The sequence below is a fragment of the Microcoleus sp. PH2017_24_DOB_U_A genome (genome assembly GCF_020738205.1).
Lineage (GTDB): Bacteria > Cyanobacteriota > Cyanobacteriia > Cyanobacteriales > Microcoleaceae > Microcoleus.
In genome coordinates this window covers 1-15,102 of sequence record NZ_JAEQCT010000038.1, presented here as the reverse complement: position 1 = coordinate 15,102, position 15,102 = coordinate 1, and the positions used below count along the sequence as shown (strand labels likewise).

General features: G+C 46.0%; 14 protein-coding genes. 11 read left to right on the top strand and 3 right to left on the bottom strand.

Annotated features, from left to right (window positions below; translation table 11 throughout):
* The first annotated feature begins 77 nt into the window (after positions 1-77).
* The 6 genes from JGK07_RS11165 to JGK07_RS11135 all read left to right on the top strand — a co-directional run bounded on the left by JGK07_RS11165 (position 78) and on the right by JGK07_RS11135 (position 7,289).
* Positions 78-1,028: an FTR1 family protein gene (locus tag JGK07_RS11165; RefSeq protein ID WP_293183827.1), complete on the top strand. Its 951-nt coding sequence runs from the start codon at positions 78-80 to the stop codon at positions 1,026-1,028.
* A 1,295-nt stretch (positions 1,029-2,323) separates the two neighbouring features.
* Complete coding sequence (locus tag JGK07_RS11160) at positions 2,324-3,061, top strand: response regulator transcription factor (protein ID WP_293153650.1); 738 nt, start codon at positions 2,324-2,326, stop codon at positions 3,059-3,061.
* Between the two features lie 524 nt (positions 3,062-3,585).
* Positions 3,586-4,623, top strand: coding sequence for a chlorophyll a/b binding light-harvesting protein (locus JGK07_RS11155; RefSeq protein ID WP_293241858.1), 1,038 nt, complete (start codon positions 3,586-3,588; stop codon positions 4,621-4,623).
* Positions 4,624-4,752: 129 nt separating this feature from the next.
* Positions 4,753-6,228, top strand: a complete 1,476-nt coding sequence (locus tag JGK07_RS11150) for a chlorophyll a/b binding light-harvesting protein (protein ID WP_366516584.1) — start codon at positions 4,753-4,755, stop codon at positions 6,226-6,228.
* Between the two features lie 106 nt (positions 6,229-6,334).
* The gene (locus JGK07_RS11140; protein ID WP_293186984.1) at positions 6,335-6,688 is read left to right on the top strand and encodes a hypothetical protein; all 354 of its coding nucleotides are present in this window, start codon (positions 6,335-6,337) and stop codon (positions 6,686-6,688) included.
* Positions 6,689-6,773: 85 nt separating this feature from the next.
* Positions 6,774-7,289, top strand: coding sequence for a transcriptional repressor (locus tag JGK07_RS11135; protein WP_293186983.1), 516 nt, complete (start codon positions 6,774-6,776; stop codon positions 7,287-7,289).
* Between the two features lie 32 nt (positions 7,290-7,321).
* Here the strand turns inward: JGK07_RS11135 and JGK07_RS11130 are convergent, their stop codons facing one another.
* Together JGK07_RS11130 and JGK07_RS11125 are read right to left on the bottom strand one after the other, a co-directional pair.
* Entirely contained in the window at positions 7,322-8,173 is an 852-nt protein-coding gene (locus JGK07_RS11130; protein WP_293186982.1) for an Npun_R2479 family HD domain-containing metalloprotein, read from the bottom strand.
* Positions 8,174-8,349: 176 nt separating this feature from the next.
* Positions 8,350-8,553, bottom strand: coding sequence for a hypothetical protein (locus JGK07_RS11125; protein WP_293153605.1), 204 nt, complete (start codon positions 8,551-8,553; stop codon positions 8,350-8,352).
* Between the two features lie 457 nt (positions 8,554-9,010).
* Here JGK07_RS11125 and rpsL point away from each other — a divergent pair, with 457 nt between their 5' ends.
* The 5 genes from rpsL to rpsJ all read left to right on the top strand — a co-directional run bounded on the left by rpsL (position 9,011) and on the right by rpsJ (position 14,457).
* Entirely contained in the window at positions 9,011-9,394 is a 384-nt protein-coding gene (gene rpsL / locus JGK07_RS11120; protein WP_106150480.1) for a 30S ribosomal protein S12, read from the top strand.
* Positions 9,395-9,666: 272 nt separating this feature from the next.
* Complete coding sequence (rpsG, locus tag JGK07_RS11115) at positions 9,667-10,137, top strand: 30S ribosomal protein S7 (protein ID WP_006632196.1); 471 nt, start codon at positions 9,667-9,669, stop codon at positions 10,135-10,137.
* A 339-nt stretch (positions 10,138-10,476) separates the two neighbouring features.
* A complete protein-coding gene (gene fusA, locus JGK07_RS11110) occupies positions 10,477-12,549 on the top strand; it encodes an elongation factor G (protein WP_293186980.1) in 2,073 nt (690 codons plus the stop codon).
* A gap of 101 nt (positions 12,550-12,650) precedes the next feature.
* Positions 12,651-13,880, top strand: a complete 1,230-nt coding sequence (gene tuf, locus JGK07_RS11105) for an elongation factor Tu (RefSeq protein WP_293186979.1) — start codon at positions 12,651-12,653, stop codon at positions 13,878-13,880.
* 268 nt (positions 13,881-14,148) lie between these two features.
* Positions 14,149-14,457, top strand: a complete 309-nt coding sequence (rpsJ, locus tag JGK07_RS11100) for a 30S ribosomal protein S10 (protein ID WP_202798556.1) — start codon at positions 14,149-14,151, stop codon at positions 14,455-14,457.
* A gap of 170 nt (positions 14,458-14,627) precedes the next feature.
* On the opposite strand, the gene JGK07_RS11095 is transcribed toward rpsJ, so the two are convergent.
* Positions 14,628-14,999 carry a PIN domain-containing protein gene (locus tag JGK07_RS11095; protein WP_293186978.1) on the bottom strand — a complete coding sequence of 124 codons (372 nt, stop codon included), beginning with the start codon at positions 14,997-14,999 and terminating at the stop codon, positions 14,628-14,630.
* Positions 15,000-15,102: the final 103 nt, after the last annotated feature.

Genomic DNA, 15,102 nt, shown 5'->3' with positions numbered 1-15,102 from the left:
AAATTGATATTCTGCCAGCGCTAAAATAAAAGTTGCTAAAGACTAAACACTAACTACAAATTAGCAGTTATCAAAAAATGAACTTTACTGAAGCCATCCCAACCTTTGTAATTACTCTCCGTGAAGGCGTAGAAGCCGCCTTAGTCGTCGGAATTGTCCTAGCTTGCTTGAAAAAAGCCGACCAAACTCACCTCAATTCTTGGGTTTATGCAGGTATCGCAGCCGGCATTGCTGCTAGCGGTTTTGTCGGTGTTTTATTCAATGGATTGCTCGCAGCACTATCAACATCAAATCAGCCTTACGCACCCGTAATTAAACAGCTATTAGAAGGCGTATTGGGAATTTTTGCGATCGCCATGCTAAGCTGGATGCTAATTTGGATGACTCAGCAAGCCCGCTTTCTCAAAGCCGAAGTTGAAGGCGCACTTACCGCAGCTTTAAAATCAAACACGAATGCTGGCTGGGGCGTATTCGGCTTGATTTTTATCGCCGTACTTCGCGAAGGTTTTGAAACAGTTATATTTATCAGCGCTCAATTTCAACAAGGTTTAACTCCAGCTTTAGGTGCTGTGGGCGGTTTGCTTGGGGCTGCAATCATTGGTTCCCTAATTTTTAAATGGGGTGTCAAAATCGATATCCGCCAGTTTTTCAAATTTATGGGAATCTTATTATTGCTAATCGTCGCCGGTTTAGCAGTCTCTGCACTCAAACATTTTGACGCCTCCGCTGCCATTTTGTCCCAGACGGATAGCCAGTATGCAGCAATTTGTGTTTTTTACGATCGCACTGCACAACTCCACTCTTGTATTTTAGGCCCGATGGTGTGGAATGTAGCGGGAGTTTTGCCCGATCGACAATTTCCGGGAGTGATTCTCAAAGCGCTCTTTGGATACCGCGATCGAATCTATCTTTTGCAAGCTGTTGGTTATACAATATTCTTACTAACAGTCGGCGGTCTTTACTTCCAAAAATTAACCCCTCAACCGACTCTTCCTACCAAAAATACTCAGCCTGCTCCCCCTCAGTAGCCTTAGCCTTGCTAGCAGTTTTTATCCTTTGCTTGGCTGCTCCAAGGGCGATGTTCAGTTGACAGTTGACAGTTGACAGTTGACAGTTGACAGTTGACAGCACTTGACAAAGGAAGGAAGAGGATTGGAGTAATGAATCGTCTTCTTTTGATTTCTCAAGGGCGATCGGGCGGGCGGGCTTTCAACCAATTCTTTATGGTAAAAAAATAATTGAAAAAAAATCACCCCAAATTTTCAGGTTGCGGGATTGATTGTTTGACTTATGTATGATACTATTTGATAATGGGAATATTTTTTATTTTTTTGATAAATACTTATATTTCAATTATTAAATTATACAGTCAATAGCCCTGAAAAGCAAGTGGCAATCCTCAAAAAAAAGAAAGTTTTTTAACTAAACTTAACAAAATTTTAAAAGTTAACAGTTAGCCGTTAACAGATGTCTCAAAGACCGGGCTTAAGTGGTACAGCATTTAAGCAGTATATTTCAATGACCCGTTATCGAGTCGCCAAATCCTCTATCCGAATTCCCCTATATGGCTCGATCGCCACAGACAATCTCTGGCACCCGCAGTAGCTTACCCTTAGCGCCATTGCCTGAAGTCGCAGGCAAACCCAGAAGAAACAGGAAGCTGTTCTTGCCGGCAAAAAATCGACTCCCAGCAAGATTTTTGGCGAACAGTTTTCTGATATGCGCTCAAGAGGGCTTATAATTAGTACAAGAATATTTACAGAACCCTAAAAGTTCTTAATGAACCTTATAATCCTTAGTCAGGAACTCCGAGGCTCAAGCCACTGAGCTTGTAAGAAATTGCAAGCTGTTCTGACCAGACCCCTCTTGGGAGGAGACGTTATTTAGGTCACGACACCGGCGAATGCGACGCCAGTTTTCCGCTCTGTCACCTGCGATTAAACAGTTTTAAAGTCACTGAAACAGTGTCGCAGGTCTAACAAGCCTTTATAACCAGGTCGAGGCGAACATTACCCCGGAAGGGAGGCTCCATCAGGAGCGAACATTATGCGTACAGGGTTGCAAGATTTGAGATGGTAATTGTCCCATTGAAAGTACATTACAAAAGTACACCAGACTCTTGCAACTCCAAGGCGGTAATGGTAAAGATTCAAGGCGGTTGAAATCGCCTGGTCATTTTCCTCTCAGGTCTTTCATACCCTGAGTTTCCCACTTACCGAGTTTTTTTATGAAGCTTAAAATTAAAAAATTGCTCCTTAAAGTTACCTGGAACCCCCAGAAGGCTGTAGCCTCCGCCATCTGGTTAGCGGTGAGATAAATGATGATGCCTCGGATACTTGTTATTGATGATGACGCGGCGATCGCCGAACTCGTAGCCGTCAACCTAGAAATGGCTGGCTACGAAGTCACCCAGGCAGAAGACGGCATCAAAGGTCAGGCACTAGCAATACAAATGCTCCCCGACCTGATCATGCTAGACCTGATGCTGCCTAGAGTAGACGGATTCACAGTGTGTCAGCGATTGCGGCGTGACGATCGCACCGCCGACATACCCGTCTTGATGTTGACAGCCTTAAGTCAAACTCAAGATAAAGTAGAAGGCTTCAACTCCGGCGCCGACGATTACCTGACCAAACCCTTTGAACTAGAAGAAATGCTGGCACGAGTGCGAGCCTTGCTGAGGCGCACAGACCGCATCCCCCAAGCTGCCAAACACTCAGAAATCCTGAATTACGGCCCGCTAACTCTTGTCCCCGAAAGGTTTGAAGCTGTTTGGTACGTTAATACCGTCAAACTGACTCACCTAGAGTTCGAGTTGTTGCACTGCTTGCTCCAGCGCCACGGTCAGACAGTCTCTCCCAGCGAAATTCTCAAAGAAGTCTGGGGTTACGACCCCGATGACGATATCGAAACAATTCGCGTACACATCAGACACCTGAGAACCAAGATGGAACCCGATCCCCGCCATCCTCGGTACATCAAAACCGTATACGGCGCGGGTTATTGCCTGGAGTTGCCCAGCAACGAGCAAGTAGCTGAAGAAAGTAAATCCTCTGCTTGAGCTAGCACCTCAGATTAATTCCGGTTGTACTGCAATGATAGAGGAGACGGCAATGCCGTGTCCCTACCCAAAATAATATTGTAGGGACACGGCACTGCCGTCTCCTCATCTCGGCTAATCAAAATTCGGATGCTACCGAATTTGATATCAAATGCAACAAGCAATTAAATATCTAGCTAAAAAAGCCTGGGAACACTTGTTCTCAGGCTTTTGAGTTGAAATATCCACTCCTGTCTATTTCTGCACCTTACTAAAATTCTTTATCAATAAATCTAGACATATTTACTTACTGCAAATCTACACCAGTAATGAAAATAGTCATAGCCGATCGGCATAACTCCACAAAATCCTTGCTACGCAATCTTTTCGGCAGCCTTGTTACATATCTCAACCAAACTTAATGATAATCTTTAGCAAAAAGACTTGACTAAGCCAGCAAAATTGTTGATTATCTATATCAATAAGCTGCACAAGCTTAAGACTCAATTGACATCTTTCTCAAGAGGTGACTCGCCGTGACAAACATGGCAAAAACATCCTTCCCAGCCGAAGGAGAAACCTTCCCCTGGTGGGCCGGCAACGCCCGCTTAATCAACCTTTCGGGTCGTTTGCTAGGTGCTCACGTCGCCCAAGCCGGTCTCATCGTCTTCTGGGCGGGAGCCTATACCCTGTTTGAGCTTTCCCGGTTCAACCCAGAATTGCCCATGTACGAACAAGGTTTAATTCTGCTACCCAACCTAGCCAGACTCGGCTTAGGTGTCGGTGCCGGAGGCAAAATTGTTGATACTTATCCGTACTTTCAGATTGGTGTTGTACACCTAATCAGCTCAGCCTTTCTCGGCTTCGGTGGCATCTTCCACTCCCTCAAAGGAGAAGCCACCCTCGAAGAAAGAACTCCTTTCTTCGGCTACAAATGGGAAGACAAAGAAAAAATGACCACAATTTTAGGCATCCACCTAGTTTTGTTAGGTATCGGAGCCTTCTTATTGGTGGCCAAAGCAATGTATTTCGGTGGTTTGTATGATACCACGATCGGGCAAGTGCGGGTGATTTCGGAACCCACATTCGACCCAACTGTGATTTTCGGCTACCTATTCGGCGCAGGTGGCAAAAACTGGATTGCCTCCGTCAACAACCTCGAAGATGTTGTCGGCGGCCATATGTGGGTAGGAATTCTCTGCATAATCGGCGGGTTGTGGCACATTCGCACTCAGCCTTTTGCTTGGACAGAAAACCTGTTCGTCTGGTCAGGAGAAGCTTATCTCTCCTACAGTCTTGGCGCTTTAGCCTTAATGGGTTTCATCGCCGCCTACTTTGTCTCAGTCAACACCCTGGTTTACCCAGTAGAATTCTTCGGCCCAGCCTTAAAAATTGGCATCCAGCAATATCCCTATTTCGATAGTGGAGAAGTTTTGACTTCTCGAACTTGGCTGGCAAATTCTCACTTCTGGTTAGCCTTCTTCTTCTTGCAAGGACATATTTGGCACGCCCTCCGAGCAGCGGGATTTGACTTCCGCAAAGGCGAAGTCGTCAACCAAGTTGCAGCGAATGCAGCGAGTTAACCCAGAATTTACGCGCGGGGGTCAAAAACCCGGTTTCTGCACCAACATTTCTCGAAAAAAGCGACGACTTTTGTGAGAAACCGGGTTTTTTGGGCAACTCCAATTCACCGAAATTAGAGGAAAGCGAAAATGCAAGCAATAGCTGAACCGAATTTAAAACCAGAACTGGAAAAGCCAGAAAACGAGTACGGCTGGTGGGCTGGTAACGCCCGTTTCACAGAATTGTCAGGACGAATTTTAGGAGCTCACGTCGCTCACGCAGGTTTGATTGTACTGTGGGCCGGGGCGATGACTCTGTTTGAAATTTCCAATTTCAACCCGCAGCAGCCCATGTACGACCAAGGTTTAATCCTGCTGCCACATTTGGCAAGTTTGGGTTTGGGAGTAGGTAAAGGTGGTCAAATTGTTGATATCTATCCCTATTTTGCGATCGGAGTTGTGCATTTAATTAGCTCCGCAGTTCTTGGTGCCGGCGGCCTTTATCATTCCTTGCTCGGCCCGAAAGTATTGCCACAAAACAACACTTTCTTTGGTTCCTTCGGCTACGACTGGGAAGACAAAGATAAGATGACCAGCATCATCGGCATTCACCTATTACTATTAGGTGCTGGTGCTTGGCTGCTAGTCGCAAAAGCCTTATTTTGGGGAGGTCTTTACGATCCCCACGTCGCAGATGTACGAATAATTAGCGAACCAACCCTCAATCCCATTCGCATTTTTAGCTATCTCTTCCCCGTATACGGCCCCGAAGGAATGGCAGCAGTTGACAACTTAGAAGATGTGATCGGCGGTCACATTTATGTCGGCTTGCTCTGCATCATTGGCGGTTTCTGGCATATCTTCACCAAGCCTTTTGCCTGGGCCCAGCGAGTGTTGTTTTGGTCGGGAGAAGCTTACCTTTCTTACAGTTTGGGCGCTTTGGCTTACATGGGCTTTTTGGCTGCCTACTTTGTGACAGTAAACGACACTGTTTATCCAGAGGTTTTCTACGGCCCTGTGGGTTTAACCGGCCCGGAAGCCACAGTAGTTTCTTCGCGGACTTGGCAGGCAACAAGCCACTTTATCTTAGCGATTCTGGCGCTTTCCGGTCATATTTGGCACGCCCTGCGGGTACGGACAAAAGCAGCAGGATTTGATTTTCGATCGGGCGAATTTGTAACGGCAACTCCTGCTATGGTTCCAGTTGCAAGTGCAACGACAACCGTAAGTTTTTCTGACACGACTGTAACTTTTTTGCGGAATTTGCCGATTTACCGCAAGGGATTGTCTCCCATAGTCAGGGGATTAGAAGTTAGCTTGGCTCACGGCTATTTCCTGGTAGGAGCTTTTGCAGTATTGCTGCCTTTACAAGAAAAAGGTTTAGCACCTCTGGCAGGATTGCTGGCAACTCTGGCATTAGTCTTGATTTTGGCAATAGGCCTCTCGATTTACGAGAATCGGAACATCGAAGCAGGTAAAGTTCTTTACTGGCACAAAACGCCGGAAGATTGGAGTTTATTCCGGGGCGGTTTTGTGATCGGAGGTACGAGCGGAGCTTTCCTTGCTTATTTGCTGCTAGACAATTTTGCTGGCATTGATGCAATTTTCCGAGGTGTTGTGAACTGAACTCAAAATAGAATCTGAATCGAATTTAAGCAAGAAACAAAGTTCAACTTTCTTGCTTAAATTGGCTCAGTTCTGGATTTGTATATACTGTTGAGAAAATCACCCTATGACTGTTTTTATTTGCTGTTTCTGTATCGGGACTTTGATGGTTCTGTTTTTGTGGAGTATTTCGGTAGCGCTGCGAGAAGGATTCTATCAAATTCGGCGACTGCATCAAATTCCGTGTTCGGATTGCGAGTTTTTTACTAATGACTACCGTCTCAAGTGTACCGTGCGGCCGTGTGTTGCTTGTACTGAAGATGCGATCGGCTGTACCGACTTTGAACCGAAAACTTGTTTTGCCAATTCTTGTCAACAACATTGCTCTAAGCTTCATAAACCTTACACAGAAATACCGACAACTAATCCTTCAGTTACACCTTTAGCAAGAGGGAAAAGCGGCTATAGCCCTCAATTATGAATTGCGAACAATTTGTAGGGGTAGTGCCCCCGTGCCTACCCTCCTCTCCTCTCCTAGATAACTAAATCCTTCTGCCTTCACAAATATGAATTTATACAGTGCTAACTCACTCAAAGTCGAACTCAACCAGAGGGGCTGTCGCCTGACTCCCCAGCGAGAAACTATTTTAAGCGTCTTTCAAAATCTACGGCAAGGCAATCATTTGAGTGCAGAAGAGTTATATAAAACTTTACAGAGTCAAGGAGAAAAAATTGGCTTATCTACTGTATATAGAACATTGCATTTATTAGCCAGAATTGGGATTTTGCGCGAACTAGAATTAGCAGAAGGACACAAACATTATGAACTAAATTTGCCTGAATTACACCACCATCATCACCTGGTTTGCATTCAGTGTCACAAGACTTTTGAATTTAGCGATGAATCGATTTTTAAAATTGGGAAAAAGCAAGTTGAAAAAGCTGGTGTAGAATTGCTGGATTGTCAGTTAACTGTGCGTGCTGTTTGTTTTGAAGCGCTGCGGGAGGGATGGCCTTCTTTGATACCTAGCAATTGGTTATGTCCTCAATACCATTCGGAAATGGAGAGTGAAGTTCTTTAGGGGCGGTGGCTGTGAGCTCCCGCCCTTGGCAATCAAGCAACCTCTGAATCGAAACGTTGGTGTTCCATCCGAAATACGTTGGCGTACAAACTAGCAACAATCTGTTTGCCTTCCTGGGTCAACTGCAAATAACCGAGAGATTCGCTAATGTGAGGATAAATTCCACTCCAGTAAAACTTAGAGTAGCTTTGGAGCAAGTCGCCCGGATGTCGGTATCCCAAAACTTTAGTAGCACCGCTTTCTTCCAATTCGTAAAACAGCGCGCCAATTTTTTGTAAATATTGTGGGTTGCTGAGCTGACCTATCAAGTCAGCACCGCGAACTAAACTAGAATAATTACCTGCATCTTGGTCAATGTTGCCGTCAAGCACCGAGAAACGAGTCTGTTCTATGTTCTGCTTGATTATCTCAGCATTAATTAGCTTGTGGTTGCCGAAGCGCTCGTCAATGAATAGTTTTGCTCTGTCAACTCGGTAAGGAGATAAACTAGCCGCTGTTGCACCAGGAGCAAGTGCAATTCTCATGCCATCTTTTCCGGTAGCATACAATCCTGCTGATGCTTGGTCTTCTCGGCAAACTCCTTTGACATATCCGATATCTTGGCACAGCAAAGAAATGATGAAGTGCAGCCAATTTTCACACGAGACTCCGCCCTTGCGAATGTGTTTTCCCCGCAAAATTTCTTGACCGACCAAGGTAATACAAATGGCGTGTTCTGTATTGTGATAAAGAGCGTCGCTGCTTGCAATGTTTTCTAACGCCATTGCCCCCACCCAGGCAATAATGTCGGCATAGTCGGATTTGTAGCCTCCGTAAGTGCGACTATATCCATTTTCTAGTTGTTTGATGAAAGCTTCGATCAGCAGTTCTGTAGAATTAAACATACCCTGTCCTTTTCCTTGAATATTGCCTGTCAAGTGTGGTGAGTCTTATTTGAGTCTCTATATAATATAATTTATATATGATTTTATGGATGAGATTTTAACTCAAAACTGAAAACTCACTCACCTGCGTTGTTGGCGCTTGCCTTTGGAGGTAATATCAACACTCCAAACGCCACTTAGTCCATGACTAAAAGCCATCCCCGTCGGACTGCATAGAGCAGTCTGCTAACAATTTTTAGCTCGTCTGAACTTTTTAAAGTCTCAGAATTAATTTCGTATTGAATTTGGTGGAACACCGTCCGATCTATCTTACCGGATTTCCAAATATTCAAGTAAAGTTCGGAAATTGTACTTTCAGGAATATAAGTTTTGGTTTTCATCTGCGCTCAACTAAATGTATATTGCTTATTATCAGGTAATTTTATATAACTTTATGTGATGTCGATCTCTCTGAGGCTGTGATGCGAGCGGCTGTGATGCGATCGCACGGTAGAGTTGATGGGCGTCTCCGAAAAATGGTGGTTCGATATTTCGCGCGATCGATTTTGCACCACTGCTGTGACCCTCTTCAAAGTTGGGCTTCAATATATAATGCCACATATGTATTGGTACGACGGGCGATCGCCGCATCCCAACTTCGAGCAAACAAGCAAGAAAGTTCGCCCGCCGTGGAAATTTCTTGCCAAAAAAACTCGAGTCGTGTACTATATAGAGTCTGGTATCCTCACTTACCCATAATTATTTTCATTTATCCCGTCCCCACACAGGGGAAGGGACTTTCAGTGCGGATGCCGCCAAATCACTATATTCAGCAAAAAGCTAGAAATGCCGTAACTCATGCCCACTATTCAGCAACTCATCCGTTCAGCACGGGAACAAACGCAGAAAAAAACCAAATCGCCAGCTCTCAAGAGTTGCCCCCAGCGCCGCGGAGTTTGCACCAGAGTGTACACGACCACCCCGAAAAAACCCAACTCGGCGCTGCGGAAAGTGGCTCGGGTACGGCTGACCTCTGGTTTTGAAGTGACAGCCTACATCCCCGGCATCGGTCACAACTTGCAAGAACATTCGGTAGTAATGATTCGAGGCGGTCGGGTAAAAGATTTACCTGGAGTTAGATACCACATCATTCGCGGTACATTAGACACTGCCGGCGTGAAAGACCGCAAGCAAGGTCGTTCAAAATATGGGGCGAAGCGTCCTAAAGCAGCGAAGAAATAAGACTTCAACAGTTGACAGTTGACAGTTGACAGTTGACAGTTGACAGTTGACAGTTTAAGAGCGACCTCTACCTAGAAGGAAGAGGATTGGAGTAATGAATAGTCTGATTTTAACTTCTCCCTCACTCGTGTTCCGGCTTTCAACCAATTCTTTCTGGTAACTCGCATCCTTGAGGGGTGGAAAAGCCAAACTTTCGATCGTCCGCGATCGATAATATCTGAGTTCAAAACCCCAAATTCAATCATTCAAAATCAAAAATCGCAAATAGAACTATGTCTCGCCGCACAGTTATTCAAAAACGTCCAGTTCCTCCAGATCCAACCTACAACAGCCGGTTGGTAAGCATGATGGTGAGACGGATCATGCAGCACGGCAAAAAATCCGTGGCCTCCAGCATAGTCTACGACGCCCTGAAAACCATCCAAGAACGCACAGGAGCTGAACCGTTAGACTTGTTTGAAAAAGCAGTCAAAAACGCTACACCCCTGGTAGAAGTCAAAGCCCGCCGGGTAGGTGGCGCTACATACCAAGTGCCGATGGAAGTACGTTCCGATCGCGGAACCACCCTCGCACTCCGTTGGCTGATTAGATTTGCCCGCGCCCGCACAGGCCGCTCAATGGCAGCTAAACTGGCTAACGAACTGATGGATGCAGCCAACGAAACAGGCAGTGCTATTCGCAAGCGCGAAGAAACACACCGTATGGCAGAAGCTAACAAGGCTTTTGCTCACTACCGTTACTAATTGCCAAATCGTCGGGCATGGAGAAGAGGTCGATCGCGCGGCATAAAAGCATCGGGCGATCAATTGAAAAGTGTAAATTTTGAGTATTGAGATTGCTTCTCCAGGGACAATGCTGCCGGCCATTCGTGAAGCAAACTCAAAACTCCCAAAGTAAAAATTCACCCGGTCTCTGAATCCTCCATGTCGCATCCTTAATATTTTTGTAAACAAATGTTGCAAAAAATATTAAAATGTAACAATACGCTCCATATACTTATGTTCTAAGTCGGTAGCGATGGCAAACAAAGTTATTATGTAGTATAGTTGTATTATAGCAACACAAACTCCAAGGAGGTAGCTGTGGCACGTATCGTCCCGCTAGAGAAAACTCGCAACATCGGCATCGCCGCCCACATTGACGCGGGCAAAACAACAACAACAGAAAGAATTCTGTTCTATTCTGGCATGGTTCACAAAATGGGTGAAGTGCACGATGGAACAACAATTATGGACACGATGGCGCAAGAGCGAGAGCGGGGAATTACGATTACTGCTGCCGCTATCACCACCACTTGGAAAGAGCACAAAATCAACATCATCGACACTCCCGGACACGTAGACTTCACTATCGAAGTAGAACGTTCCATGCGAGTGCTTGACGGAGTGATCGCAGTATTCTGCTCGGTAGGTGGAGTGCAACCACAATCGGAAACAGTTTGGCGACAAGCCGATCGGTATAAAGTACCGCGAATCGTGTTTGTCAACAAAATGGATCGGATGGGCGCGAACTTCTACAAAGTCTATGCTCAAATTTGCGATCGGATGAGAGCGAACGCTGTACCCATCCAAATCCCGATCGGCAGTGAGGAAAACTTCCGGGGAATTGTAGACATAGTGCAAATGAAAGCCTATATCTACAAGAACAACACGGGCACTGATATCGAGGAAGTAGAAATCCCCGATGAAGTCCAAGAGCTAGCGGCCCAATATCGCACCAAGCTGATCGAATCCGTAGCAGAAACCAGCGACGCCCTTACCGAGAAATACCTCGAAGGTGTAGAACTAACCGAAGACGAAATCCGTTTGGCCCTGCGCCACGGTACTGTCCAAGGTACGATCGTCCCCATGCTGTGCGGTTCGGCATTCAAAAACAAAGGCGTTCAGTTGTTGTTGGATGCAGTCATCGACTATCTGCCGTCGCCCTTGGAAGTTCCCCCAATTCAAGGACTCCTACCCAACGGCGACACCGCAGAGCGCTTTGCCGACGACAACGCCCCGCTGTCAGCTCTGGCATTCAAAATCATGGCAGACCCCTACGGTCGCCTGACCTTCCTCCGCGTTTACTCCGGTGTCCTCAAAAAAGGTAGCTACGTCCTCAACTCCACCAAAGACAAAAAAGAGCGGGTTTCTCGCCTAATTGTACTCAAAGCGGACGATCGGATAGACGTAGAAGAACTCCGCGCCGGAGACTTGGGAGCAGCCTTGGGTCTGAAAGACACCTTCACAGGCGATACCATCTGTGAAGAAGGCTCCGAAGTGATTCTGGAGTCCCTGTTTATTCCAGAACCAGTCATCTCGGTAGCGGTGGAACCCAAAACCAAACAAGACATGGAGAAGCTCTCCAAAGCCCTCCAGTCACTCTCCGAAGAAGACCCCACCTTCCGAGTCAACGTTGACCCAGAAACCAATCAGACAGTCATCGCCGGCATGGGAGAACTGCACTTGGAAATTTTGGTAGACAGGATGCTGCGCGAATTCAAAGTAGAAGCCAACGTCGGTCAGCCGCAAGTAGCCTACCGCGAAACCATTCGCAAATCCGTCCGCGCCGAAGGTAAATTTATCCGCCAAAGCGGCGGTAAAGGTCAGTACGGTCACGTGGTGATCGAACTAGAACCTGCTGAAGAGGGAACCGGCTTTGAATTTGTCTCCAAAATTGTCGGTGGCACTGTACCGAAAGAGTACATCAATCCGGCAGCACAAGGGATGAAAGAAGCCTGCGAATCAGGTATTCTAGCAGGATATCCCGTGATCGACCTCAGAGCTACTATGGTAGACGGGTCTTTCCACGATGTAGACTCTTCAGAAATGGCATTCAAGATCGCCGGTTCAATGGCAATCAAAGAAGCCGTGATGAAGGCGTCGCCTGTGCTGCTAGAGCCTATGATGAAGGTAGAGGTTGAAGTTCCCGAAGATTACATCGGGAACGTCATCGGAGACCTCAACTCGCGTCGGGGTCAGATCGAAGGTCAAGAGACGGATCAGGGAATTGCCAAAGTTTCTGTAAAGGTTCCACTAGCAGAAATGTTCGGTTACGCTACTGACATCCGCTCCAAAACCCAAGGTCGAGGCATCTTCACAATGGAATTCAGCCATTACGAAGAAGTGCCGCGAAATGTGGCTGAAGCCATTATCGCTAAGAACAAAGGGAACTAATGATTTAAGGTTTTAGATTTTGGATTTTGGATTGAATCCAAAATCTAGAATCTAAAATCTCAAGTCTAAAATCGCTAAAAAAAACAAGGAACAAATCGAGAATGGCACGCGCAAAATTTGAACGGACTAAACCCCACGTAAACATCGGCACAATCGGTCACGTTGACCACGGCAAAACAACTTTGACCGCGGCGATTACGATGACTCTCTCTGCACTAGGTCAAGCAAAGGCTAAGAACTACGCCGACATCGACGCTGCGCCCGAAGAAAAAGCACGGGGTATTACGATTAATACCGCTCACGTAGAATACGAAACCACAGGTCGTCACTACGCCCACGTGGATTGCCCCGGACACGCTGACTATGTGAAAAACATGATCACCGGTGCTGCTCAAATGGACGGCGGCATCCTAGTAGTGTCAGCGGCAGACGGCCCCATGCCTCAAACTCGCGAACACATCCTGCTAGCTAAGCAAGTTGGTGTTCCCAGCTTGGTTGTCTTCTTGAACAAGGAAGACATGGTGGATGACGCTGAACTGTTGGAACTGGTAGAACTGGAAGTTCGCGAACTTTTGAGCTCTTACGATTTTCCTGGCGATGACATTCCCATCGTGACTGGTTCTGGCTTGAAAGCTCTCGAAGCGATGCTTGCTAACCCCAAAACCAAGCAGGGCGAAAATGAGTGGATTGACAAGATTTACAAGCTGATGGAAGCAGTAGATGCTTACATCCCTACTCCAGAACGCGAAATTGACAAGCCTTTCTTGATGGCAGTTGAAGACGTATTCTCGATTACTGGTCGGGGTACTGTGGCTACTGGTCGGATTGAGCGCGGCAGTGTCAAAGTAGGCGAAACTGTCGAAGTGATTGGTCTTAAGGACACTCGCAGCACTACGGTGACTGGTGTGGAAATGTTCACTAAGTCCTTGGATGAAGGCTTGGCCGGCGACAACGTGGGTCTACTCCTCCGGGGTATTTTGAAGGCTGATATTGAAAGAGGCATGGTAATTGCCAAGCCAAAATCCATCAGTCCTCACACTCAGTTTGAATCTGAAGTTTACATTCTGAAGAAGGAAGAAGGCGGCCGTCACACGCCATTTTTCTCTGGCTACCGCCCTCAATTCTACGTCCGTACAACTGACGTAACCGGTACAATCATGCAGTTCACTGCTGATGACGGTTCGGAAGCTGAAATGGTGATGCCTGGTGACCGGATCAAAATGACTGTAGATCTGATTCACCCGATCGCGATCGAACAAGGAATGCGCTTCGCAATTCGCGAAGGCGGCCGCACCGTCGGCGCCGGCGTTGTTTCCAAAATCCTCAAGTAGGAATCCGCTAACAGCCCTGATAGCAGAAAAGCCACCAAATGTCAATAGGCTTTTCTGCTATTTAGTGAGTAGTTAGTAGTTATTGGTTAGTAGTTATTGGTTAGTAGTTAGTGGTTAGTAGTTATTGGTTGGTAGTTATTGATTAAATATTCGATAATAAAGAACAAATAACAAGTAACAAAGAACAAATAACAAGTAACAAAGAACAAATAACAAAGAACAAAAAATAAACAGAACCTAGAAAATTAAAGAAACCAAAATGGCAGCTATCCAACAACAAAAAATTCGCATTCGCCTCAAAGCTTTCGATCGCCGAATTCTCGACGCATCTTGTGAAAAGATTGTAGATACAGCAAATCGGACAGCAGCTACTGCGATCGGCCCGATTCCCCTACCGACAAAACGACGGATTTATTGCTTGCTGCGATCGCCCCACGTAGACAAAGATTCTCGCGAACACTTTGAAACCCGCACGCACCGTCGCATTATCGACATTCACCAGCCTTCTGCTAAAACAATTGACGCTTTGATGAAATTGGATTTGCCAGCCGGCGTAGATATTGAAGTCAAGCTGTAGATTGACAGTTTGGGAAATAACAAGAGAAGGAACAATGGAAAAATACATTGTTCCTTTTTTTTATCAAATTCTTTAAGTTACAATCCTCAGTATTGATTCACCAAAGCAGAATTCATTTCTGGAGAATTCCGGCGCAATGCTTTGTAACCGTTATTTTATTATAAATCCCATCACCAGATAATAGAGATGACACCTGAAGCCGTAATATTTCGATCGCACGTCAACAACGCAACAGTTTCACCTCGCTCTTGCAAAATCATTGCGGTTGCGACAATTTGGCGATCGTGCATTTCATTAATGTTCAATAAGCTGAGCGTTCGATCGACGATAGTTCGATCGAGTGGATAAACTGTGATTCTGGAATCGCTATTAATCACATTAAACAAGGCATTTACAGATGGAATTGATGTTTTTCCCCGCTCTACAATCCATGCAGCTTCAGCAAGAGCGATCGCGGGTAGAACAAGCTGACTGTCCAAATTAGAAAGAATGGCTTGGGCTTGAGTCCCCAATCTTTGATTTCCTTCGAGAAACCAAATCAATGCGTGGGTTTGAAACTGTAACTTAATTTATGGACAAAGCTACCCATCCTTGACTATTTGGGTAGCTTTGTCCGCAACTCGGGCGATCGCACGAGACTATTTG